The 21,546-nt window shown below is 43.3% G+C and carries 23 protein-coding genes; 11 read left to right on the forward strand and 12 right to left on the reverse strand.

Annotated features, from left to right (window positions below):
* Nucleotides 1–44: 44 nt before the first annotated feature.
* Nucleotides 45–881: a M48 family metallopeptidase gene (locus tag ACT3S4_RS02670; protein ID WP_444760467.1), complete on the reverse strand. Its 837-nt coding sequence runs from the start codon at nucleotides 879–881 to the stop codon at nucleotides 45–47.
* 557 nt (nucleotides 882–1,438) lie between these two features.
* Between ACT3S4_RS02670 and ACT3S4_RS02675 the strand changes: the two genes are divergently transcribed.
* From ACT3S4_RS02675 to gorA, 3 genes are all read left to right on the forward strand, one after another.
* Complete coding sequence (locus ACT3S4_RS02675; RefSeq protein ID WP_045444295.1) at nucleotides 1,439–2,227, forward strand: threonine/serine exporter family protein; 789 nt, start codon at nucleotides 1,439–1,441, stop codon at nucleotides 2,225–2,227.
* Nucleotide 2,228: 1 nt separating this feature from the next.
* Complete coding sequence (locus ACT3S4_RS02680) at nucleotides 2,229–2,681, forward strand: threonine/serine exporter family protein (protein ID WP_068037441.1); 453 nt, start codon at nucleotides 2,229–2,231, stop codon at nucleotides 2,679–2,681.
* Between the two features lie 241 nt (nucleotides 2,682–2,922).
* Nucleotides 2,923–4,278 (forward strand): glutathione-disulfide reductase, encoded by a 1,356-nt coding sequence (gene gorA / locus ACT3S4_RS02685; protein ID WP_444760391.1) that lies wholly within the window; start codon nucleotides 2,923–2,925, stop codon nucleotides 4,276–4,278.
* Nucleotides 4,279–4,357: 79 nt separating this feature from the next.
* On the opposite strand, the gene ACT3S4_RS02690 is transcribed toward gorA, so the two are convergent.
* Both ACT3S4_RS02690 and ACT3S4_RS02695 read right to left on the reverse strand, forming a co-directional pair.
* Nucleotides 4,358–4,819, reverse strand: a complete 462-nt coding sequence (locus ACT3S4_RS02690) for a DUF2846 domain-containing protein (RefSeq protein WP_060491730.1) — start codon at nucleotides 4,817–4,819, stop codon at nucleotides 4,358–4,360.
* An 84-nt stretch (nucleotides 4,820–4,903) separates the two neighbouring features.
* Nucleotides 4,904–5,272: a hypothetical protein gene (locus ACT3S4_RS02695; protein WP_444760392.1), complete on the reverse strand. Its 369-nt coding sequence runs from the start codon at nucleotides 5,270–5,272 to the stop codon at nucleotides 4,904–4,906.
* A gap of 247 nt (nucleotides 5,273–5,519) precedes the next feature.
* Here ACT3S4_RS02695 and ACT3S4_RS02700 point away from each other — a divergent pair, with 247 nt between their 5' ends.
* Nucleotides 5,520–5,681 (forward strand): hypothetical protein, encoded by a 162-nt coding sequence (locus ACT3S4_RS02700; RefSeq protein ID WP_444760393.1) that lies wholly within the window; start codon nucleotides 5,520–5,522, stop codon nucleotides 5,679–5,681.
* Between the two features lie 30 nt (nucleotides 5,682–5,711).
* On the opposite strand, the gene ACT3S4_RS02705 is transcribed toward ACT3S4_RS02700, so the two are convergent.
* Together ACT3S4_RS02705 and ACT3S4_RS02710 are read right to left on the reverse strand one after the other, a co-directional pair.
* Nucleotides 5,712–6,335, reverse strand: coding sequence for a GNAT family N-acetyltransferase (locus ACT3S4_RS02705; RefSeq protein ID WP_444760394.1), 624 nt, complete (start codon nucleotides 6,333–6,335; stop codon nucleotides 5,712–5,714).
* A gap of 90 nt (nucleotides 6,336–6,425) precedes the next feature.
* On the reverse strand, nucleotides 6,426–8,078 hold the full coding sequence (locus ACT3S4_RS02710; RefSeq protein WP_444760395.1) for an FAD-dependent oxidoreductase: 1,653 nt from the start codon (nucleotides 8,076–8,078) through the stop codon (nucleotides 6,426–6,428).
* Between the two features lie 355 nt (nucleotides 8,079–8,433).
* Here ACT3S4_RS02710 and truD point away from each other — a divergent pair, with 355 nt between their 5' ends.
* A complete protein-coding gene (truD, locus tag ACT3S4_RS02715; RefSeq protein WP_444760468.1) occupies nucleotides 8,434–9,603 on the forward strand; it encodes a tRNA pseudouridine(13) synthase TruD in 1,170 nt (389 codons plus the stop codon).
* A 28-nt stretch (nucleotides 9,604–9,631) separates the two neighbouring features.
* Here truD and ACT3S4_RS02720 read toward each other — a convergent pair whose 3' ends face one another.
* Both ACT3S4_RS02720 and ACT3S4_RS02725 read right to left on the reverse strand, forming a co-directional pair.
* The gene (locus tag ACT3S4_RS02720) at nucleotides 9,632–11,092 is read right to left on the reverse strand and encodes a diguanylate cyclase (protein WP_444760396.1); all 1,461 of its coding nucleotides are present in this window, start codon (nucleotides 11,090–11,092) and stop codon (nucleotides 9,632–9,634) included.
* 360 nt (nucleotides 11,093–11,452) lie between these two features.
* Nucleotides 11,453–12,334 carry a PHP domain-containing protein gene (locus tag ACT3S4_RS02725; RefSeq protein ID WP_201581953.1) on the reverse strand — a complete coding sequence of 294 codons (882 nt, stop codon included), beginning with the start codon at nucleotides 12,332–12,334 and terminating at the stop codon, nucleotides 11,453–11,455.
* 222 nt (nucleotides 12,335–12,556) lie between these two features.
* Here ACT3S4_RS02725 and ispZ point away from each other — a divergent pair, with 222 nt between their 5' ends.
* The 4 genes from ispZ (at nucleotide 12,557) to mnmD (ending at nucleotide 16,228) form a co-directional block, all read left to right on the forward strand.
* Nucleotides 12,557–13,108 (forward strand): septation protein IspZ, encoded by a 552-nt coding sequence (gene ispZ / locus ACT3S4_RS02730; protein ID WP_444760397.1) that lies wholly within the window; start codon nucleotides 12,557–12,559, stop codon nucleotides 13,106–13,108.
* Nucleotides 13,109–13,246: 138 nt separating this feature from the next.
* The gene (locus ACT3S4_RS02735; RefSeq protein WP_109589571.1) at nucleotides 13,247–13,576 is read left to right on the forward strand and encodes a YciI family protein; all 330 of its coding nucleotides are present in this window, start codon (nucleotides 13,247–13,249) and stop codon (nucleotides 13,574–13,576) included.
* Nucleotides 13,577–13,638: 62 nt separating this feature from the next.
* Nucleotides 13,639–14,013 carry a hypothetical protein gene (locus ACT3S4_RS02740; RefSeq protein ID WP_444760398.1) on the forward strand — a complete coding sequence of 125 codons (375 nt, stop codon included), beginning with the start codon at nucleotides 13,639–13,641 and terminating at the stop codon, nucleotides 14,011–14,013.
* A gap of 64 nt (nucleotides 14,014–14,077) precedes the next feature.
* Entirely contained in the window at nucleotides 14,078–16,228 is a 2,151-nt protein-coding gene (gene mnmD, locus ACT3S4_RS02745) for a tRNA (5-methylaminomethyl-2-thiouridine)(34)-methyltransferase MnmD (RefSeq protein ID WP_444760399.1), read from the forward strand.
* A 17-nt stretch (nucleotides 16,229–16,245) separates the two neighbouring features.
* On the opposite strand, the gene yiaA is transcribed toward mnmD, so the two are convergent.
* Nucleotides 16,246–16,803 carry an inner membrane protein YiaA gene (gene yiaA, locus ACT3S4_RS02750; protein ID WP_055124683.1) on the reverse strand — a complete coding sequence of 186 codons (558 nt, stop codon included), beginning with the start codon at nucleotides 16,801–16,803 and terminating at the stop codon, nucleotides 16,246–16,248.
* A gap of 210 nt (nucleotides 16,804–17,013) precedes the next feature.
* Between yiaA and ACT3S4_RS02755 the strand changes: the two genes are divergently transcribed.
* Nucleotides 17,014–17,646, forward strand: coding sequence for a hypothetical protein (locus ACT3S4_RS02755; RefSeq protein ID WP_444760400.1), 633 nt, complete (start codon nucleotides 17,014–17,016; stop codon nucleotides 17,644–17,646).
* A 129-nt stretch (nucleotides 17,647–17,775) separates the two neighbouring features.
* A complete protein-coding gene (locus ACT3S4_RS02760; protein WP_444760401.1) occupies nucleotides 17,776–18,405 on the forward strand; it encodes a hypothetical protein in 630 nt (209 codons plus the stop codon).
* A gap of 119 nt (nucleotides 18,406–18,524) precedes the next feature.
* Here ACT3S4_RS02760 and ACT3S4_RS02765 read toward each other — a convergent pair whose 3' ends face one another.
* The 4 genes from ACT3S4_RS02765 to ACT3S4_RS02780 all read right to left on the reverse strand — a co-directional run bounded on the left by ACT3S4_RS02765 (nucleotide 18,525) and on the right by ACT3S4_RS02780 (nucleotide 21,499).
* The gene (locus ACT3S4_RS02765; protein WP_227676601.1) at nucleotides 18,525–19,199 is read right to left on the reverse strand and encodes a DUF4112 domain-containing protein; all 675 of its coding nucleotides are present in this window, start codon (nucleotides 19,197–19,199) and stop codon (nucleotides 18,525–18,527) included.
* Entirely contained in the window at nucleotides 19,192–20,109 is a 918-nt protein-coding gene (ubiA, locus tag ACT3S4_RS02770) for a 4-hydroxybenzoate octaprenyltransferase (RefSeq protein ID WP_296241841.1), read from the reverse strand. Before ubiA ends, ACT3S4_RS02765 begins: the two co-directional genes overlap by 8 nt.
* 107 nt (nucleotides 20,110–20,216) lie before the next feature.
* Nucleotides 20,217–20,459, reverse strand: a complete 243-nt coding sequence (locus ACT3S4_RS02775; RefSeq protein WP_087815087.1) for a hypothetical protein — start codon at nucleotides 20,457–20,459, stop codon at nucleotides 20,217–20,219.
* A gap of 119 nt (nucleotides 20,460–20,578) precedes the next feature.
* Nucleotides 20,579–21,499 carry a class I SAM-dependent methyltransferase gene (locus ACT3S4_RS02780; RefSeq protein ID WP_444760402.1) on the reverse strand — a complete coding sequence of 307 codons (921 nt, stop codon included), beginning with the start codon at nucleotides 21,497–21,499 and terminating at the stop codon, nucleotides 20,579–20,581.
* Nucleotides 21,500–21,546: the final 47 nt, after the last annotated feature.

The raw sequence follows: 21,546 nt of genomic DNA on the forward strand, positions 1-21,546 counted from the left end.
CTTACCTTTTTTGATAACATTCACTTTTGAGAATAGTTACTGAATTATTTACGTTTAATGGTTCTAGTAGTTACTCCAGTCGTTGCCCCACTAGTTGCGTTAGCAGGTGCTTTAGCAGCCGCTTGATAAACTGGCGTAACCTCAGGTAAGAGTGCCTGAATTTTAGCGATACGCTGCCCAGAGTTTGGATGCGTAGACATTAAAGTAGCTATGGTATTGCTACGACCATTGGCAGCCTCCATTTTTTGCCATACTGCAACGGCAGCTTCTGGATTGTAGCCTGCCTGCGCCATCAAGCGTAAACCACCCGCATCGGCTTGTGACTCTTGACTACGAGAAAATGGCTTATCAAGTCCGTAGTCACTAATCAAACCCAACGCATCATCACTTAACCCTGTTCTTGACTGTAGTTCGGCACCACCTAACTGCAGCGCTAAGCCTGTCAGAATTTTTTGCCCAGCATCTTTTTTACTGTGCTCAGATAGCGCATGGGTCATTTCGTGTCCCATGATCGCAGCGATCTCTGCATCTGTTAACTGTAGCTTTTCTACAATACCGGTATAAAAAGCCATCTTACCACCCGGCATTGCCCAAGCGTTTAATTCAGGTGAACGTATAACCGTGACCTGCCAATCAAAAGGAACGCCTGTTGTATTAGCGCGAACGGCGTAGGGCTTCATACGATTAAAGACGTTTTTAACTCGAATGGCGGTAGCAGAAGTATTATCTACCGCGCCTTGACTACTGGCTTTAGAGACCACTTGAGAGTAACTTTTAGCCGCATCGGCATTCATGCTATTGGTATCGTACCCTGCCATATCGGCGACCGTAGTACACCCTGCTAAAGTAGTGATAGTAGTCAGCAATAGAGCATTTTTTATGTTATGAAAACTGGTCATTAGACGTCCTGGTTGAGAGATGCAATTGAGTTAAATAACTGAGCTAAAGGCAATGAATTGATAGACTTAACATTCCACTATCGAAATTCATGTCTTGCAACACATTAATTGAGAGCGACATATAATTGATAACGTAACTAAAATGCAATTTATATGTAATTATCATGTAAGTAATGTGTCTAGATTATCGAGAAAGAGATTATCACTATAGAAAACAAAAGTCTATTAATTTTGCAATCTATTATTTGTTTGATATTATTTGTTTGATATGAAAAGCCCCAGCCTCCATTTGACGCCTACAACTTTATTCCTTTAATTAGAATCGCTGCTCAGAGAGCATCCTGAAATAGATTCCACCTAAATAAACGCTTGTATCACATTTATCACTCGCGCATCTACCGTACGTTCTATTTTCTCTTTGCCAAAAAGTTTATACTTTATAGTAGCATCAAACATAATGTCCGATAATATGTCTGCGCGTCAGCTCCCAGACCCTTTATAATAGCGTATCAATACCAACCAACCTGCGTATCTCACCCATGACCTCTATCAGCTACGTCAAGCAGCAGCGCATTACTAGATTATGCGTGCGCTGCGGCTTACTCCTCATGCAGTATGGCGCTGAGTCTGCCGTGGTGGTGGACTTGTCCAAACGCTTGGGGCTTGCTTTGGGGATGAACAGCGTCGAATGTTCGCTGAACTTTAACGCCATCACCCTGACGACCATCTGTGACGAGCGCTGTATCACCACCACCAGAGACACGATCAATCAAAGTATCAATGTCAATTTATTGGTACAAATCCAGCAAATTATCAATAAAACCGAAGCCACCGTAGACAGTACCGATTTGATTGACCGCACTACCCTTGCCTTTGATGAGTTAGATAAGACCGTATACCCAACGTGGCTGGTGGGCATATTTGTTGGTGCGTCTTGCGCAGCGTTTGCGTATCTGAATGGTGGCAGTTGGTCGATTACCGCGGTGACATTTATTGCGGGTATGGTAGCGATGTTCACCCGTATTTATCTGTCCAAGCATCACTTTAATCCCTTTATCACCGTCATTGTGACCGCTTTTATTGCTTCTTTAATTGGAGCGACGACCTACTATTTTGATATTGGTAATAATGCCGATATTGCGGTTGCCTCTAGCGTGTTGCTACTGGTGCCCAGCTTTCCTTTGATCAATTCTTTCTCAGATATCTTAAAAGGCTATGTCAATATTGGCGTTGGGCGTGCGGTGTTTACTTATATGCTCACCTTATCCGCGTGCGTTGGTATCGTGATGGCGCTGGTTTTACTTCGCATACAGCATTGGGGGTTTTGAGATGTGGTTCATTGAGACTGTGGTGCTGTCATGTATTATTACCCTCGGTTGGACGCTGATGTTTAGCGTACCCAAACGCTATATTCTACCTTGTTTGCTCATGACCGCCTTTGGGTTCGGGCTAAAAACAGCGCTTGTCTATCAGCACATCCATCTGGTGGTAGCTAGCTTTTTTGGGGCGATGCTTGCCAGCTTTTTAGGCGTGTATTTTTCTAAAAAATATACCTTACCGCCCAAAGCGTTAATCTCTCCAAGCGTCATCTGTATGATGCCCGGTATCGCTGCTTATAAGGCGATGGTCAGTATGGTACAGATTGGCTATTTTGGCTTTTCCGACGAATTATTTAGCCAAATGATGGTGTATTTGTTTGAAGCGTTGTTTGTGACCTCAGGATTGGTACTGGGTTTGTCTATTCCGGGACTATTATTTTATAGACGACGTGCCATTGTTTAAGTAAATTTAGATGAGTCCAGTTAGGTTTAAATGGTTTTAGATAGGATTATTAGATGTCAGGCTATTTTTGCCTAAATGCTTTTATATTCTGATGCTAGCTGGTACATCCTCATAAGCAAAACCTTGTAAGATTAATAATGATACCCATTACAATAGAGTTCAAAACAACAGAATTAAAAAATAACAGACGGCAAAATTGTACCAATACGCATCAATACGTCCTGAATAAAGAGACTTAACCATGACAAAACATTATGATTATATTGCCATTGGCGGCGGCAGCGGTGGCATTGCTTCCATCAACCGTGCGGCGAGCTATGGCAAAAAATGCGCCATTATCGAAGCCAATCAACTGGGCGGCACTTGTGTGAATTTGGGCTGCGTTCCCAAAAAAGTGATGTGGTATGGCGCGCAAATCGCTGAAGCCATCGAAAAGTATGCGCCAGATTATGGCTTTGATGTTGAATTAAAAGGTTTTGACTTCCAAAAACTGGTACAGAGCCGTCAACAATATATCGAAAATATTCACCGCTCTTATGACAATAACTTGGCCAAAAATGGCGTAGAAGTGATCAAAGGCTTTGCCAAATTTGTCGATACCAATACCGTAGAAGTGAATGGTGAGCTGATTACCGCTGACCATATTTTGATTGCCACAGGCGGTCACCCGATTCAGCCTGATATCAAGGGCGCAGAATACGGCATCGATTCTGACGGCTTTTTTGCGTTGAATCATTTGCCAAAACGCGTGGCAATTGTGGGAGCTGGATATATCGCTGTTGAAATCGCAGGCGTGTTGAACAGTTTAGGCGCTGAGGTGCATCTGTACGTACGCCAGCACTCGCCGCTGCGCTCATTTGACCACAGTGTAGTAGAGGCATTGCTCATAGAGATGGAGCAAGACGGTATTCAATTGCATACCAATACTACGCTCACGGAAGTCAATAAAAACGAAGATGGCAGCCTGACTTTGTGTACCGAAAATGGCAGCCTAGACACGACAGATTGTTTGATTTGGGCGATTGGTCGTGCGCCATCGACAGACAATATCAACCTGCAAGTGACGGGTGTGGAAACGAACGAAATTGGCAAAATCAAAGTCGATAAATTCCAGAACACCAATGTTAAGAACATCTATGCGGTCGGCGATATTATCGAAAACAGTGTGGATTTGACGCCAGTGGCTATTGCAGCAGGTCGTCGTCTTTCAGAGCGCTTGTTTAACAACAAGCCTAATGAGCATTTGGACTATACGTTAATACCGACTGTTATCTTTACCCATCCTGCTATTGGTACGATTGGCTTGTCTGAAATCGACGCGGTTGAGCGCTATGGCAAGGACAATATCAAATGCTATAACTCAACATTTACCTCGATGTATAGCGCGGTGACCCAGCATCGTCAGAAATGCATGATGAAACTGGTGTGCTTGGGCGATGAGGAAAAAGTCATTGGTCTACACGGTCTTGGCTTTGGTGTTGATGAGATGATTCAGGGCTTTGCCGTCGCCATCAAAATGGGCGCGACTAAAGCGGACTTTGACAATACGGTTGCCATTCATCCAACTGGCTCAGAAGAGTTTGTGACAATGCGTTAGTTTGATAGAAAGACTGGGCTAAATTAGTAGAAAGGCTACCTTTAATGAGGTAGCCTTTCTTTATAGATAATGACTTGTACTACTTGCTACAAGTCCCTTTTATACCGAGTTTGAGGTCAGCGATTGCTTCCCTGCCTTCACTTTCAGGTACCAGTTTAACACCCGCACCACCAACAATTAAACCTGGCTTAATATATTGCTTTACAAAGTAGTTATTACCCGCTGTAGTATCAATCATTAAATCGTTAGGAGAAAATTCAGATTCGGTAGAAACTTTGTGCTGCATATTGCCCAGTACTTCATGATAGAAAAAAGTGCCTCGTGCAGTTTCACCAATACATTCATCATCTACCCACACATCTTTCTTTAGAGCCCCACCCACCACACTATTGCTACGATAAATATATAGACCAGCATTGTTGGCACTAGGTGCTTTCACTTGCTTGAGTACGCTAGATACTTCGATATTTTCAGTGGGTACAGAAGCACAACCGGCAAATAGTATTGATGTAATCGTTAGAAAAGCGATTTTTTTTAGCATTTTATCTCTCTAAGAATAAAGTGAATGTGATTTGAAAGTTCTGATGATTTTGTTATGAGTAACTTTAAAAAACATAGCTCTGCTTTAATTACCTAATACCCATTCATCGTTCACTTGATAAACCTTGAAATTGGTCTTGTTAGTGCGGCTCTCCCTCGCGATTGTCTGAGTGATATCAGCGGTACACATATAAGTATTGTCGCCCTCGACAGTATCACAGTTGATATTCTCGACGCGTTCAAGCTTTGGCATCATACCCTCCATCATGCCGCTCATCGCCTTTGCCATCTCATCATTGCCTGCGTTCGCCATCGCATCGTCCATCATACTATTGGCTTGCTCGTATTGTGCCTCGATTAACGCTTCAACTGTGCTTTCAGAAGGTGCATTAGAGCATGCGACAAATAGCGGTGTTAGTAATGCTATGACTGCCAATTTTTTCAGATTAGTCATCTCAATCTCAATGTATCTATAATGTTACTTCACTATACAGAATTACTTCTAAATACCCAACTTAATTTTATAATACAAGGTTAGATTTATGATGAATAGCTTTAATAATCTAATGAGATGAAGGAATTAACGTGCGGTGTATACTGACAGTGCATTCACGATACTGCTATGATGTGGTATTCAAAACCGTTGCGAGATAACTGTGTGGCAGGTGTACTTTTTTATATTACCGATTGGTCTGGGAATTATGACCTTGGCAGCAAGTTTGTTGTTTTTGTTTGCTTATCTGATGTCTGATGATAATGCCACGCGCTTTCCCGCTTTTAACTGGTTCAAGCGCTTAATTATCGTGGCATTTATCCTGCTAAGTGTTGGGCTATTTATGACCTTTGGTCATTTTTGGGGTTAATAAAATCAGCCTTTAAACATTCAAGATTTTTCAATGAACCATTTTTTCTAACTCCAATAATTCTAAATCTTCACGCTTTGGCTCGCCATTATTGCCGTCATTTGGAAATGGTATTTTATTGCCATTTAACTGATAGCCGCGGCGCTGATAGTAAGCCAAAAGCTCAGGGCGATGACTCAAGATAGACATTGTCAAACACGCAGGTTTTTTATCAGCTGCTTGCCCATCTGACGATAAATGACGAATAGCGAAGGTTTCTGCTGCTTGCAAAATCACGTTACCAACGCCATGCCCCTGCAGCTCTGGATCTACCGCAAACATACCGATGTAGGCTTTGTTATTTGAGTCAGCATCGGTTTTGATATCGACCGCGATACAACCAAGTATCTCACCCATTTCCTCTCCATCACGGTCGCCCGTTGTCGTTTTTGGATAGACAAAGTAATAGTGATTAGGGTCATTAATCACGGCAGCGAGCTCGGCTGACGTGGTTCGAATACCGCCAATTAAATCCGCCTCATTGGTCCAACCTGCGGTCTCGCGATAACAGCGATTTAATAATTGCTCAAGTGCACCAATATCATCGGCTTGCGCTTGTCGCAAAAACAAGGACTCTCTCTCCGAGTTATTTTTATCTATAATGTTTTTATTCATATTATAATTTTTCCTTTCCTTGTTTATATTAAAAAAACTGACCCAAATCGATAGGTCAGCCTTAATAGTAATATGTATCCATCTTGAGTACTAGGGCGATAACGCCAGTGCTTGGTCGATAATATTAAATCCTGCCTGAAGCTGTGCACGCGTTGGCGCATGACCACGTCGGAGCAGTTCAGAAAAGGCAACCAATTCTTTATCACGCCCTAAAGTGCTAGCCGCACTAGCACGTGTGTCTTCCCCATCATCATTAAAGTAGTATTCGATATAATCTAACGTATCTGGCGAACCAAATAAGATATTATGATCGGGTGTCGCAGCATGACCACTATAGCGTAAGCTCTTGCCATATTGCATCGTCCAAAAGAACGGGATGCGCGCGGCGAGCGAGCTGACACTATCATCATTTAGTATCGCAGCCGCAGTCACTAAGCCATGTTGCAAGGCCACACGCCAATGTTCGATGCGCATGCGCCCCATTTGCCCAGAAGCTTTTGCAATATCACCCAAGGCATAAACTCCATCACGTAGCTGTAAATGCTCATCCACTTGCACGCCATCTGGCGCGTTTACTCCCTCGAACAATTCTATACGTGGTGCTACGCCAGTCCCTAAAATCACGATGTCTGCATCAACTTGCTCACCGTTCGCCAGCGTGACACCGCCCACTTGTGACAAGGTTTGGTTTTCTTCTTCACTCTCAGACGGATTAACAACCCTTTTGACCTCAGTGATTTCATTGACCCTGGCATCAAAGACAAATTGAATCCCATTTTCTTCATGCAGCTTGATCAGCGCATTACTGACGGTTTCAGAGACGATATTTCCCATTACCCGATGCTCTTGTCCGATGACGGTAATAGAAGCCGTCGTGCCTGCTTGTGCCAATGCGGAAGCGACCTCCATACCGATAAAGCCAGTACCGATAATAACCACACGCTGGTCATTACTGGCCGCTTTTATCAATTTGGCATCATCCATACTGCGCAGCGTATAAACGCCATCAAGCTCAGCCCCTTTAAAAGGCGGTATCTTTGGCTCAGCGCCTGTTGCAATCACTAAAAAATCAGCGGTTTGTCTGTCACTATGACCATTTTTATCTTTAATGATAATGGTACGTTCATTGGACGATACTTCGCTGACAGTTTGATTCAAGCGCAAATTAATATCGTGTTTGCTCGCCCAATCTGCACCGCCTAGTAGAAGCTTCTCTTCAGGCATATTGCCCGCTAAAAATGCTTTGGACAATAATGGACGGTTATAAGGGGCTTTATCATCAGCACTAATTAAGGTAATTTTGCCACCATAGCCAGTGTTACGCAGCTGATGCGCTGTCATAAAACCTGCTGCGCCACCACCCACGATGAGCGTATGCGTATCGATAAGCTTATCATTTGCAATCTTTTTGTCTATCTTCGCTGAGGTATTCACCGTCAAGCTGTCGCCGTTATCGGTCACTTCATATTGAATCAAGCCTGCTGTCGCGACTGGCTCTAATAGCGTCCCATCGCGGCTATCAAAAGTCGCATGATGCCAAGGACAGACCACGCGATTGCCACAGCGCAAGCCTGTGCCTAAATCTGCGCCTGCGTGCGGGCATTTGCCATCGAACGCCCGAAACTCATCGTCGTCGCGGGTAATTAAAATGATACTATCATCATCTTGCTTGTACGATTTCATACCGCCACTGGCAATATCGGCCTTATTAATAGTCACTGTGTGAATCGTTGCATTGGTCATAAGTCTTCCTTAACAGTTATAATGGTTCCCTGAATCAAACGTGTTGAAAATAACCCTATCACATCAGCCAAATTCAACGAAAAATACCATTCTCGATACGTTTATTTAAATGCTTTTTTAAAACGCTATCCATTGATAGTAACAAGACATTTTCGCACACGCTGTTTTTTTTGTATGTTTCCTGCGTTGCAAAACGTAATCGTTAACTGTTAATCCCTATGCTTACCTATTCTTTTTAAATCTTATCCTCAACATAAAAGACGACTTTATGACTTATCGTGATGACATGACCGATATTAATGCTAGCCCTCAATCCGCTCTCGAAAACAATCAATTTGATAATGAGCAGTTTGATATGGCAAGTATCGATATTACCGCCGCGACGGATACTGCGCAGTTACCGCAGCCTCTTCAACCACCTGTACAGCAAGCGACCTATAAAGCCCACGCAACAGACTTTATCGTTAATGAGCTATTGCCGCTCGAATTCACCGGTGAAGGTGAGCATTTATGGCTGCATATCCAAAAATCAGGGATGAATACCGCTTATCTTGCCAAACTGCTGTCAGAGTGGGCAGAGATTCCTCTGCGTGATGTTGGTTATTCAGGTCTTAAAGATCGCCATGCATTGACAACCCAGTGGTTCAGCTTACGGATACCAAAAAAACAGCTGCCAGCTGCTGAGTTTGCACCAATCGATATCGGAGCCAATGAATCGGTCACGATCATCGACCAGCAATGGCACAACAAAAAGCTCAATCGCGGCACGCATCGCGCCAATCAATTCATCATCACCTTGCGTGATATCCAATTTGCTGATTTTGATACAGCATTGCCAGCACCTGAGCAATTATTGTCGGCGAAGCAAGATGTCGAACAGCATTTAGCAAGCATCGCTATAGCTGGCGTGCCCAATTATTTCGGCCCTCAGCGTTTTGGACGTAATGGCAATAATATTAGAGAAGCATTATCGCTGTTTGCGCGCCCACCACAACAAAGTCGAGCACAACCCAAAAAGAGCAAACGCAAGCACGCGCCACGTGAGCAGAATACAATGGAGCTGTCTGCCGCACGTAGCTTAATTTTTAATGAGATATTGGCGGTACGAGTGCGTGATGGCAGCTGGAATACTGGGCTGGCAGGCGAAGTGTTTAACTTAGAGGGTTCAGGGTCAATATTTACTAGCGAAGCCATAGACGACACGTTGCGTTCACGCCTTGAGACGGGTGATATCCATCCCACTGCTGCATTATGGGGCAAGGATAATGATAAAGTCAGCGGCATGGCGGCAAATATTGAGAAAAATGTGATTCAGCAAAATCTGCTACTGGCTCGCTTAGCCAATGGCTTAGAGCAACGCGATATAAAAGCACAGCGACGCGCGCTGCGCCTACCCATTGAAGCGCTGTCTTGGGAATGGCAGGATAAAGATAATGAACAAACATTGGTGCTGAGCTTTACGTTAACGACCGGTAGCTTTGCCACCAGTGTTTTGGCAAGCTTAGTAAAACAATTAATACACTAAAGCGCATGCGACCCTTCGACTATGGCAGCTAGCTATGTGCCATAGAGCGCCTCAATATTATTATTTTTGCTGCCAACATCTCGTTGGCACTCACCACTTGATCACGGCCACGGCCTTTGGCTTCATACAAAGCCTTATCTGCCATACAAATTAAGCGCTGGCAAATATCATGAGGTAGCTGCACTGTGGGAATTTTACGATTCACGCGTTTGCTACTATACGAGGGGATTCTCTGGGGTTTAGCAAGCGACTGCGAGACATCCCTTTTATTCAGAGTTTCGCAGGCTTGTTTTATACAATTACGCTCACCATGGGTCAGTGTATATAGCCCCAAGCTGGCAGTCACACTAAAGGCTGTATCGTCATCGAGAATGATGACGTGTTTGGCGATAACACGCCGTAATTGTTCAGCAATTATCATAGCTGTGTCGTGCTTCGTATCTGGCAATACAATCAAAAACTCCTCACCGCCATAGCGACTCACGATTGTTTCATCAGTTAAAGACTGCAAGAGCGTCTGCGCGACCTCCACCAATACTCGATCCCCGATCTCATGACCGTAACTGTCATTGACCTCTTTAAACCAATCCAAATCCAATAAAATAACGCTAATATCTTGATGGTCTTCTACTGACTTCAGCACCTGCTTCATTTGCATCATCCCGTAACGGCGACTTTTGAGTTGGGTTAGCTCATCTTGATTGGCATGCTGCAGAATTTCCTTTTTACTGTCATCCAATATTAGCAACAAAGTACGAAACATATAGATAATAAAAATAGCTTTTGGTAGCGCCATATAAATATGCGTAGAACGCCAAAAAAAAGCGGAAGATCGGCGCAATTGATCAACACTGTCCCAATTTAGTGTGCCATTTTGAAAAATAGAGGCAGAGATGGCGTTTTCGATCGTCGTAATTTCACTATAATTGATATAACTATAATAGGTATCAAGAGGAATGACCGTGAGCGTCATTTGACGCAGATTAGGTAAAGTAACGCCAAGATAAGGAATGAATGTGACTGCTAGAATGACGGCTGCGTGCCCTAAAAACGCTCTCCATACATAGCGCCGACGTATAAGCATCATCCCTAGTATCGCACCGCCGACTAAAGAGACGCCCGCGACCAAGCTACTATGTCCTAAAACTAAAATAACCATTGCAATATAGGCACTATAGACCGTAATTAGTATGCCTTGCCATTTATACAAATTGCTATTGGCTTTTTTGACAGGTGAAAAACGACTGGTCATCCATAATAAAAACAAAGCTACCAGTGTCACGCCGAACCATAGTGGATAAAGCAGGGCTATATCGACATAGGTATCATAAACATCACGGCGCCACCAAACAAATAAACACCATAGCCAGTGTAAAGATACCTCCATCACCATAAATAAAGCCAGTAATGATGTTTTATCAGCAGCTTGCCACTCAAAAATTGCTTGAGATAGCTTGGTGTAGCCTAGATGAGATATCGATACAGCCATAGTAGGGCTACCGCAAATATTGAAAGTTATTAAGTTGACATTAAAACCATTAAATAAAAATCAAAAGCCTGAATCAACAATAATAAATGATATGACTTTTTACCTTATACCATTCCCAAAAACTTAAGTAGATAAGAATGCGAGTGTCGGTACTACATTTTGTAAACTAAATGGGAGTTAACCCCGAAAATTTCATTTTTAAATAAATCCCACTCATCTAGTGTGGCAATTTCTGTCGCAGTTATCAATCTATTTACTGCCTTCATGCGTCAATATATGACGCATGTTTTTTGGATAACCTGTCAATTGATGTTTCAGCTGAGTTAACATTCAAAACTGTATTCAGCAATGAATTTTCGTCTAAGAAAACATTGCAAAAGACTGCCAAACTCCCTGCTGATCAGGGTTCATTGTCGGTACATCACCCAAACGACGCCACGGCATATTGCTACCATGAAAGTCACTGCCGATCGAGGCGACAAGATTGTGGGCAGCGATACTGCGATCGACCATTCTGCGAGTACTAACCGGTTCGCTATTCGACGGCAGCTCACAAGCATCGCCACCAAGACCAGCAAACTCTTCAATCAGTTTACGGACTCGTGTTGCTGAAAGCTGATAACGCGTGGGATGCGCCAACACCGCCTTGCCACCACAAGCATGGATCAGCTCAATGCCGTCAGCCATGCTCAGTGCATCAATCGCCACATAAGCAGGCTTATTGTCTGCCAAATACTTATCAAAGGCTTTTTGTACCGTCTTGACTTCACCGCGCTCAAACAATACTTGACCAATATGCGCGCGCCCGACCGCTTGTGGATTGCCGCCAGCTTTATCAAGTACGGCTTGCCACAGCTCATCATAGTTAATATCTAATAGCGCGCTGAGCTTTTCAGTGATTCGTTGACCACGCGTGGCACGGCTATCCTGTAATTGTTGCAGCGTTGCATGCATTTTTTCGCGATCGGTAAAATCTAGCCCTAGCACATGGATGATTTTATTGGTTGATTTATTTTTGCCATACCCACCAATAAGTGTGTGCTCACAGCTTATCTCGACCCCATTAATCAGCTGCATATCGCAGGCAATGGCAGCCGCACGCGCCTCATCAATTCCTGCCAGCGTATCGTGATCGGTCAATGCCAATACATTGACGCCGGCCGCATGGGCGCGCTGCACTACTTCCGTTGGTGCATAAGTACCATCAGAGCAAGTGCTGTGACAATGTAAATCGAATTTCATAAGAGAAGCCTTAGCATTAAAAATTAAAAGTGTAGAAAACAAAAAAATGAGCACATTGGCAATAAGCCGTTATATTTAGCAGTTGTCATGATTATGAGTCATAATCATCAGATATTGCTACGCAGGCCTGTGATATAGCATGATTATCGTGTTGATTGCTTTTTTTTGGCGCAGTAGACGTGTAAACTACCCCATACGTTTTTGTCGGACATCCCCTTTGCTATGAAAGCTTTATTAGATTTTATTCCTTTAATTGCCTTTTTTATTGCTGCTCGCTACAGTGGTATCCTAGCGGGGGCAGGTGCGTTGCTCATCGCCACCATCATCGTTTATGCCATTCATTTTATTCGCCAGAAAGGCACGTTTGATAAACAGCAATGGGTTGTCTTACTATTAACCATTTTGTTTTGTGGTGGTACTTTATTATTGCGTGATGATATCTATCTTCGTTGGAAGTCACCCATTATCAACGGTATCTTTGCACTAACACTTTTAGTCAGTGCTGCGATTAATAAGCCACTGATGCAACTGGCGATGAAAGATGTTTTTTTGCTGACGATGAGTGGTTGGAGAAAACTCACTCTCGCTTGGGCACTATTCTTCGCCTTTATGGGCATACTGCATTATATCACAGCGTTTACGATGTCAGATGAGGCATGGATTAACTTTAAAACTTATGGCTGGATTCCGATTATGTTGGTATTCGTCATCGCCCAGTTTGCCGTATTAAAAAAGCACCTCAACCCTGCGCTCACCGATAAAACCGTCAAATAATACTCAATTTATCATTTTATAATAGAGCCAATGCTATTTCTAAATGCCAATAGCGACAATCATTAATCGCAATTAGCTCGGGCACATTAAGCAAAACACTTTAAATCAATCATAATTTTTATCAATCGAGGAAGTCTCATGTCCTTATTTGCCATTATTGGTCATGACGTGGCCAATAGCAGCGCACAACGTCAGATTACCCGCGCTGAACATGTCGAACGCTTGCAAGCTTTAGATCATGACAATAGACTGATTATCGCTGGTCCAACACCTATCGAGCATGGCAAAGGCGAGATGTCAGGCAGCCTAATCATTGCTGACTTTGACTCTGCAGAAGCAGCGCAATCATGGGCAAACGATGAGCCTTACTTACGTGATGGCGTGTACAGTCACGTAGATATCAAACCCTTTATCCATACATTGCCAAAAGCGGATGACAGCGCATCAGTTAAAGTAGCAAAATCGTGATTCAGTGCCTATCTTTGTTAAAAAGTCGCTCTTATCAGCGTAGCATTGTTAGTATGATTTTTATGGCTACTGTTTCAGTACAGGCTGCGCCGACGGTGACGGCTATCAATGTGGCTGATCCAACACTCACGACACCCGTGCCAGCGCAACCAATATCGACCGCTCAACCAACAAAAAGCTCAGTGATGAATATCAGCGATACATTGGCGGCGCAATTACAACCATCTGATAAGGCGTTATCCGATGCCAATCAGCAGCTATTAAGCCGTAATGCACAGTTGCAGCGCGAGTTGAATGACTTGCAAACTCAAGTAAATGTTTTGGTCTACGAGAGCAAAGGTCAGCTTTTTTTATACGGTGCATTTACTGTCTTAATTAGCTTACTGGTCGGTATTTTTATTTCTTGGTTAGTGTTTGTCCGCCGTGAACGCTGGTAATCCGCCGTGAACGCTGGTAACTAGTACCACGCGCTTTTTATTGATTTATCTTATGTGACTGTCTATGTCTAAATCCACGTTCGAATCAAAAGATACTGATACATCGTCGACATCCTCTAAAAACACTCAGTCACTAAGCATTCACTCATCAAATATCACCCCTGCCAAGATTGATTGGCAGATGGATGATACGGGTAATAAAGTGCCTGTATCGGGTGAGTTTGGTGATGTTTACTTCTCAAATGCTGATGGTTTAGCGGAATCGCGTCATGTGTTTTTGGCGCACAATCAATTGCCTGAACGACTGACCAATCTTGCACCAAAGCAATGCTTTACGATTGCTGAATTGGGCTTTGGTACTGGACTGAATTTTCTCGCTACATGGCAGCTATGGCGACAGCTGCGGGATATACACCCTCAATTAGCAACTGCAAAACTGCATTTTATTACCACTGAAAAGTTCCCGATACCCCTTACCGACCTTACCCAAATACTTGCCTTATGGGGACAGCGCGCGCCTGAATTGACAACACTAATAAAGCTATTATTAGCGGCCTATCCGCCTCTTATCGCGGGCTGTCATCGTTTGAGTTTCTTTGATGATAATTTGACCGTTGATATATGGTTTGGTGACGCAGCTGAGAGCTTAGCCAAACTATCAAGTAACTCTTCTAGCTCGCATGCACCTTATGTTGACGCTTGGTTTTTAGATGGTTTTGCGCCCTCTTGCAATAGTACCTTGTGGGCGGATAGTATTTTTGCACAAATACAGCGTTTATCACGACCCAATACAACTGCCGCCACCTATAGCTGTGCCGGTATCGTCAAACGTGCGCTGCAAGATTGCGGCTTTCAGATTAAAAAAGTGAAAGGCTTTGGTCGTAAGAACGAAATGCTAACAGCAATCATGCTAGATACCATAAATTTAACTGACAACAATAATGGCCACAATAGTAAAGACATCACCTCTTACAATAATGCTAGCATCGCCGCGCCCGACAACGATAGCCAATCTGCCAAACCCACTGACAACCTGCCCGCCCATAACATTGTCATTGGCGCTGGCGTTTCGGGGCTATTAACGGCTTGGTCATTGGCCAATCGTGGTATTCAAGTGACTTTGCTAGATAAATCAGCACCTTTGTCAGGCGCATCAGGTAACCCTCGTGCTCTGCTCGCGCCCAAGATGACGCCCATTCATCATGTCGATGAACATTTGCATACCATAGGCTATCTCTATAGCAGCAGGCTATATCGATGCTTAAGTGTAGACGCTAAAAAATCAGCATTAGTGCCAATACTTGAACCAACGGGTGCTCTTGATCTGCTTATGAAAGCCAATATTGGCACAGAGCAAATCGCTGATTACCCCGATGAGATGGCCACCACACTATCCCATGAGCAGGCGCAAACTGTCAGCGGGTTAAAAACACAAGATTTATCAGAGAATTTGTATTTACCGCAGTCTGGCTTGGTCAATCCGCAAGCATTAAAAGATACTATCCTAATGCATCCGCTCATCCACTTTCAGCAAGTAGACGTTAAGAGTATTAGCGAAACAGAAGAAAGTGTTTGTATCGAAGGCAATAATCAGGATAAGCAGACGATATCCATTAGCGCTGATAATGTGGTCATTTGCGCAGCTTTTGAGAGTCATCAAATGGACAAGCGTATTTTTGATTGTCGTAAAATTCGTGGTCAGCTTTCTTGGTTTACGCCCACAACCGAGCAGCTCACCATATTGCCCAAAATACCGCTTAAATACAGCGGTTACTGTGCGTTATTTACCGCGCAAACAGGCGATGCACAATTGAACGATGTTGTAGAACAGCACTCTCAGTTTTTATTAGGCGCAAGCTTTATACGTAATGATACTGACATAGATATCCGCACAGAAGAGCATCAGATTAGCCGCGATAAACTAGTGACTGCCATTCCCGAGATGGACTCGATTATTCCAACAGATATTAGTTTGTGGCAAGGACGGGCGGGGATTCGCACGCAAACGCCTGATTACCATCCTATCGTTGGAGCGCTAGCAGATAGTAAACGAACTTGGGTAATGAGTGCCATGGGAGCTAAGGGGTATGCCATCGCACCAATATGTGCTGAAGCGCTAACAGATATGATGTTAGGAGCATTTGCCCCCTTATCAACAGCGATGCTTGCGCGCCTGTCACCAAATCGTACGCGTTTACAAACACCGCTTACTTGAAATTTTTAGTTAAAGGTTTAATCACTGCCTTCCATTCTAGATTTAACCGCGCCAAAAAGTGATTTTCCAGTGTCAGAGTCGCGGGACTCTTGATGACCAATTTTAGTACTACTTTGAGTATCAGTCGTAATCATTGGTGCAGTTAAAGTCCGAATCTGTGCTTCGTCACGGGTGTTTTTTTGAATGGTCACTGCAGCAAATAAACTCATGGTAAATGCCATCATATAAAAGCCTTTTTCACTTAAGCTTAAACTTCCCGCATTCATCAAACCAATAGCGATTAGCGCAATGGATAATCCAAGAGCCGCCCAGCTGATTAGATAATACATATTGGTTGTTGGAATACCTTCACTACGATCACGAAGGGTTTTTTGCAAACTAATTGCTGAATAAAGACCTAGCGCCAGCACCGCTATATAATAGCCTTTTTCATTTAATAACATACTCTGTGCATTCCATAAGCCAAGTAAATACGCTAGGACACCCACCAACATCACCGCCCAAGAAGTCCCGACATAAGCAGTAGTTGGTTTATAAGCGGCTAGCTGACTCTTCGTAATCGTGTCATTATTCATCATCTTCCTTAATTAGAAATAGGCAAGCACTTAGTCGTAAAATATATAGTCGTAAAATATATAGTCGTAAGATACATAATAGCGAGATAAACAGTAGCGAGATACAACTTTTATCGACCACTATTTTGCCTTAACATAACACAAGCATGTTATATTGTAATCTAAAAACTTTTTTTTAATAAATAGCATTTTTTATGACAGAGCCCCGACATGTCTTTTTTTACCTTACTCATTTTGCTTAGCCTAATTGTTATTGTGCCCATATTTTTTGTGATGAAAGAAAAGTCTAAGCACACACAGATTGCTTCTATACAGCGGCATCAAGAATACTTGGCTTCTGCGAATCTTGTCGCTACCCAGTCTAAAGCAGATATGGCGGTAAACAACGAGGTAAATCATGAGCGAGCTAATGGGCTCAGCATGATTAATTTTTCAGCTCGACATCCTTTTATCAAGCTACTTTATGACGAGCAAGTACCTAAGGCGTTTCGATCTGTGATGGATGATATTGGACAACAATATGAGTCTACCCATCATGAAGAAATCACTGAATCACAGCTATTTACCCTCAATAAACTCATCACCACACGTGTTCCAGAATTGATGGGCGACTACCTTAGCCTCGATCAACATTATGCCAAAACAGTCATTATCGATACCGACAAACAAAATACCAGCTATGACATGGTATTAGATCAATTAAACTCGATTTTAGACTTTTCTCAAAAGCTCAATATCCAAAGTCAAAGTGGCGTTGTAGACAAGCTACTTGCCAGCCGTCGATACTTAGATGACGTCTATAAAGAAAGCGGTATGGCGGCCGACAATCTAAAACTGAAATAAGTAATGCCTGTAGATAGTAAGCAAGAAATTGATAACAATAACAAATGACGGTCATACTTGACTGTGAGGGATAAATAAGTCTACGTCGTTCACTATATTTGAACAAAAACTCTGCCAATGGATAGCCGTATGATTATGAAAATCGATGCTCTTACAATTGCAAAATCAAAACCCTATTTTCAGGCGATTTCTGCTATTTTTTTAAGTCTTTCACTATTGAGTGCTTGCCAAAAAACACCAGAGCCTGAGACAGATAACGAAACAATCTCTGAAGCGGCAGTACAAACCACACCCGTGACTACCAATATTAATGTTGATACGACCGCTGATAATGGTGATGATATCGCAAATTCTGAAGTAAGCTCAGAACAAGATGTAAGCTTAACTGAGCTAGAAAATGACCTTGGTGCAACAGACTCGGCAGCAAACAATACTGCCCCAGCACCAAATCCAGAACAAGCCATTAAAGGCGCGCAAATTACTGATGTCCGTTATAAAAATGCGGCTGGTGAATCACTCTCGGTCGTTTTTGAAACCTCAGCAGCAGGCGTACTCAACGCTATCATTAACCTACCTAATAAACCAAAAATGACACTAAGTGCACCTGAAGGTCAAGGCAATAACCCAACTTATCGATCAAGCGATGGCAGCATCGAACTGGTCAGTCATGCTGGTGGTGGTACTATCGACCTTGTCCAAAATAACAAAATTACTAGCTTTGATGCAGTCAGTGCCGAAGCAGAAGTCATCACTGAGTAACTGATTAAAAAATACAGCTTAGAACCTTTGAAAATTTACATAAAAGAAATCTCTTAAGCATTAAAAAGGCGGCAAATATTTATGATATTTGCCGCCTTTTTAATGCTATTAACTTTTCTCTAGCCAAATCCAGTTACTTTGCCAAACAGACTAACCAGCCAACTGATTACTGCCCACAGTCCCCAACCAATCACTACAATAACGATCAATCCCAACAGATCAGGAATGTGCAAATACAGCCATGCAATGATAGGATTGTGCCAAAAAGCGCCAAAACGGCTACGCTGTTTGTCTTCTAGCGATTGATGTAAAAATGGTCGATCCATATGCATCGTTTCAGTAATGCCATATTCATCGTGCAGATGCTCATGCACGATGCCTAAAGTCTTACGACTGGGGCGAATAAAAATATCGAGCAGCGTGCCAATACCCGGTACGATACCAACGACCATATCAATGAGTGCCAGTCTGACCGCAGGCGTCATTTTATGCGCTGGCACACCTAGCTGACGCCCTAATACAAAAGCATAGCTGGTTAAAGCCAGTCCTGCTAAATCTCCTGCCAGCGGAATCGTCGAAAGCGCCGCATCTGCACCCATGCCTTGTTTGGTAAAAGGCACACGTACCAGCGAATCCATCGTATTAGCAAACTTAGCCAATTTACGCTCGGTGGCGATCACTTGTTCGCGTGTTAATCCGTGCTCAGCTAACTTTGCTTGATAATCGATAACAGGTGCATTGGCATCAGAAGATTTTTTCGCTTTTGACTTTGAGAGCTTTTTGAAGTTATCCATTAAAAGTCGTCCATAGGCAAGCGATTGCGATGAGAGCAAAGACGTAACGCCCTACCCATATATTGGCTAAAAACGCCTGAAAACAGGCTCTTGCATTACGAGTAGCACAAGCGCTATTTTGCTTAGCAAACATCATCGCCACTAACGCCAAGCCAAATACTGGCGTCAGGCCTAAGCTTGTCGGTGCAAAGTAATGCCAAATGACCGCGCCCATGATAAGCAAAAACAATGTTTGTAGCAGCGAGATAATAATCACATCATAGCGACCAAATAATATCGCCGTTGATTTGACCCCAATTTTTAAATCATCCTCACGGTCAGCCATAGCATATTGGGTATCATAAGCCACGGTCCAACACATATAAGCGACAAATAACAGCCAACACCAGATATCAGGCGCGCCTTGTATCGCCACATACGCCATCGGTATCGCCCAACCAAAAGCCGCTGCTAAAAACACCTGCGGCAAATGGGTAAAACGCTTCATAAATGGATAAATGAATGCCAATAACACTGCCCCAAGCGACCAGTAAAATACAGCTATCGGCAAAAAGAACAGCAAACTGGCGCTGAGTAATACCAATACTAAAAAAGCAGCGATTGCTTCTTTAGCAGACAGACGCCCATCAGCTAATGGACGTCCTTTGGTGCGGGTCACATGACCATCGACCTTACGATCGGCAAAATCATTAATCGCGCAACCTGCCGCCCGCATAAAAATTGCGCCCAACGCAAAAATCACCAACATCTTAAGACTTGGTAGACCTGCACTTGCACCTTGCTGTTGCGCTTGACCCATCGCTGCCAGCATTACGCCCCATAGCGTTGGCCATAATAATAGCTCAATACCTACTGGTTTATCAAAGCGCGTCAGCTGTAGGTAGGCTTGTAGTTTGTCGTTAAATGTCATGGCTTTTTATTATCATTAATAGAAGGTTTTTTTGTGCGTGTTTGCCTACTTTTTCGGCAGCTCTTATATAAAGTGCTATTACATTGAATTATTAATACATTGGCGAGCTACTGGATTTGTTGCCACAATTTGTTGGCCTCGATGAGCGACAGCTCAGGATATTGTTTACGTAAGGCTTTAATGGCAGGGATTTTGTCTTTTTGTGCGGCTTGTTGACGCAAAAATGCCACATAATCTTCAGGACGACTGAACTCTTTTAAACGGGCTTCTAGCCTTAATATTCGGGTGCGCAACATGATATTTATTAATAATAATCCTGCACCCATGATCCAAATAATTAGCGTCGACATTCCCTGCTCCTAAATTCAATCACTCTAAATTTTATAAATATGGAGTTGCTAACTGCGCACTCTAAGCTCAATAACTGAGTTCAATAGCTAAGCACAGTCATTATCATAAAAAATGGCTATTAAATAAAATAACCATCAAAGCGTACGGCTTCGTTATGCCAGCTCTCACTTGGTTGTTGATGCGCAAGTAACGGTGCAAATTGCGGACGCTTAACGACCACGCGCCCCTGTGTGTTTGTGTTCTGTCCCTTTTGACGGATGACTGCTTGCGCACTTTGTAGCAACTGTTCTTCTTGTTCTAGCGTTGGTGGGCTAGCCAATTGGTGTAAGGCTTGCATGTGCTTACCCACTTTAGCGCCTTTACCCGTTTTGCTATCTTGATAACTGTCTTCCGGAAACATAGGATCCAGATACACCACATCGACTGCTTTCATATCGATTTCTTTAGTGTCATCTATCGTATCCGCTGCTAGAGTTGCAAAATAGCCAAGCGCATCGGTATTGATAATATAGAGACGACTCATCAGCTTTTGCCAATTTGCTAGCCCACTCATACGCTGCTGCTCTACTAACAATAACAATGCCATCAAGGGCTGTTGCTCGAGCATAATGACCTGTGCACCCGTACTGGCTAATATCAAACTGTCATGACCAAAGCCTGCTGTGGCATCAATAACATGACTGTCAGATGTGATTTTGACTGCTTGTAATAATAACTCAGACTTACGCCCCGCACTCACCACACGGCGTTGCAGCTTATCCCATTCTGGTGCAACGCTTAACCCATCGCTCAGCCATGATAGCTTATTTTTTTCATCCAACAACAAGATAGGTTGGGTAGCTGTCTGGCTTAACTGCTGGCGACGTTTTTGACTAAGCTTATCGGTAAACAGCTCAAGGTGTAAAATAATGGGCAGCTGATGTGCGATTATCAACGCTTGTATATCTGCAACCTGACTATGCTGCGACTCGCTGACATAGTATAGTTGGCAGTGCATAATGTTACTACTCTCTTTGAACCCTTGGCATGAAGCGGTCATCTCTACTTTCCTATTCGCGGCTTATAGACCCAATCCTACAATCGGCT

Origin of the sequence: Psychrobacter sp. AOP30-A2-5 (genome assembly GCF_052378115.1) — a bacterium.
Taxonomy (GTDB): Bacteria; Pseudomonadota; Gammaproteobacteria; order Pseudomonadales; family Moraxellaceae; genus Psychrobacter.

Coding starts and splice junctions, on each gene's coding strand:
- ACT3S4_RS02675 (WP_045444295.1), top strand. CDS start 1,439: ATGACCTCTATCAGCTACGTCAAGCAGCAGCGCATTACTAGATTATGC.
- ACT3S4_RS02680 (WP_068037441.1), top strand. CDS start 2,229: ATGTGGTTCATTGAGACTGTGGTGCTGTCATGTATTATTACCCTCGGT.
- gorA (WP_444760391.1), top strand. CDS start 2,923: ATGACAAAACATTATGATTATATTGCCATTGGCGGCGGCAGCGGTGGC.
- ACT3S4_RS02690 (WP_060491730.1), bottom strand. CDS start 4,819: ATGCTAAAAAAAATCGCTTTTCTAACGATTACATCAATACTATTTGCC.
- ACT3S4_RS02695 (WP_444760392.1), bottom strand. CDS start 5,272: ATGACTAATCTGAAAAAATTGGCAGTCATAGCATTACTAACACCGCTA.
- ACT3S4_RS02700 (WP_444760393.1), top strand. CDS start 5,520: ATGACCTTGGCAGCAAGTTTGTTGTTTTTGTTTGCTTATCTGATGTCT.
- ACT3S4_RS02705 (WP_444760394.1), bottom strand. CDS start 6,335: ATGAATAAAAACATTATAGATAAAAATAACTCGGAGAGAGAGTCCTTG.
- ACT3S4_RS02710 (WP_444760395.1), bottom strand. CDS start 8,078: ATGACCAATGCAACGATTCACACAGTGACTATTAATAAGGCCGATATT.
- truD (WP_444760468.1), top strand. CDS start 8,434: ATGGCAAGTATCGATATTACCGCCGCGACGGATACTGCGCAGTTACCG.
- ACT3S4_RS02720 (WP_444760396.1), bottom strand. CDS start 11,092: ATGGCTGTATCGATATCTCATCTAGGCTACACCAAGCTATCTCAAGCA.
- ACT3S4_RS02725 (WP_201581953.1), bottom strand. CDS start 12,334: ATGAAATTCGATTTACATTGTCACAGCACTTGCTCTGATGGTACTTAT.
- ispZ (WP_444760397.1), top strand. CDS start 12,557: ATGAAAGCTTTATTAGATTTTATTCCTTTAATTGCCTTTTTTATTGCT.
- ACT3S4_RS02735 (WP_109589571.1), top strand. CDS start 13,247: ATGTCCTTATTTGCCATTATTGGTCATGACGTGGCCAATAGCAGCGCA.
- ACT3S4_RS02740 (WP_444760398.1), top strand. CDS start 13,639: ATGGCTACTGTTTCAGTACAGGCTGCGCCGACGGTGACGGCTATCAAT.
- mnmD (WP_444760399.1), top strand. CDS start 14,078: ATGTCTAAATCCACGTTCGAATCAAAAGATACTGATACATCGTCGACA.
- yiaA (WP_055124683.1), bottom strand. CDS start 16,803: ATGAATAATGACACGATTACGAAGAGTCAGCTAGCCGCTTATAAACCA.
- ACT3S4_RS02755 (WP_444760400.1), top strand. CDS start 17,014: ATGTCTTTTTTTACCTTACTCATTTTGCTTAGCCTAATTGTTATTGTG.
- ACT3S4_RS02760 (WP_444760401.1), top strand. CDS start 17,776: ATGATTATGAAAATCGATGCTCTTACAATTGCAAAATCAAAACCCTAT.
- ACT3S4_RS02765 (WP_227676601.1), bottom strand. CDS start 19,199: ATGGATAACTTCAAAAAGCTCTCAAAGTCAAAAGCGAAAAAATCTTCT.
- ubiA (WP_296241841.1), bottom strand. CDS start 20,109: ATGACATTTAACGACAAACTACAAGCCTACCTACAGCTGACGCGCTTT.
- ACT3S4_RS02775 (WP_087815087.1), bottom strand. CDS start 20,459: ATGTCGACGCTAATTATTTGGATCATGGGTGCAGGATTATTATTAATA.
- ACT3S4_RS02780 (WP_444760402.1), bottom strand. CDS start 21,499: ATGACCGCTTCATGCCAAGGGTTCAAAGAGAGTAGTAACATTATGCAC.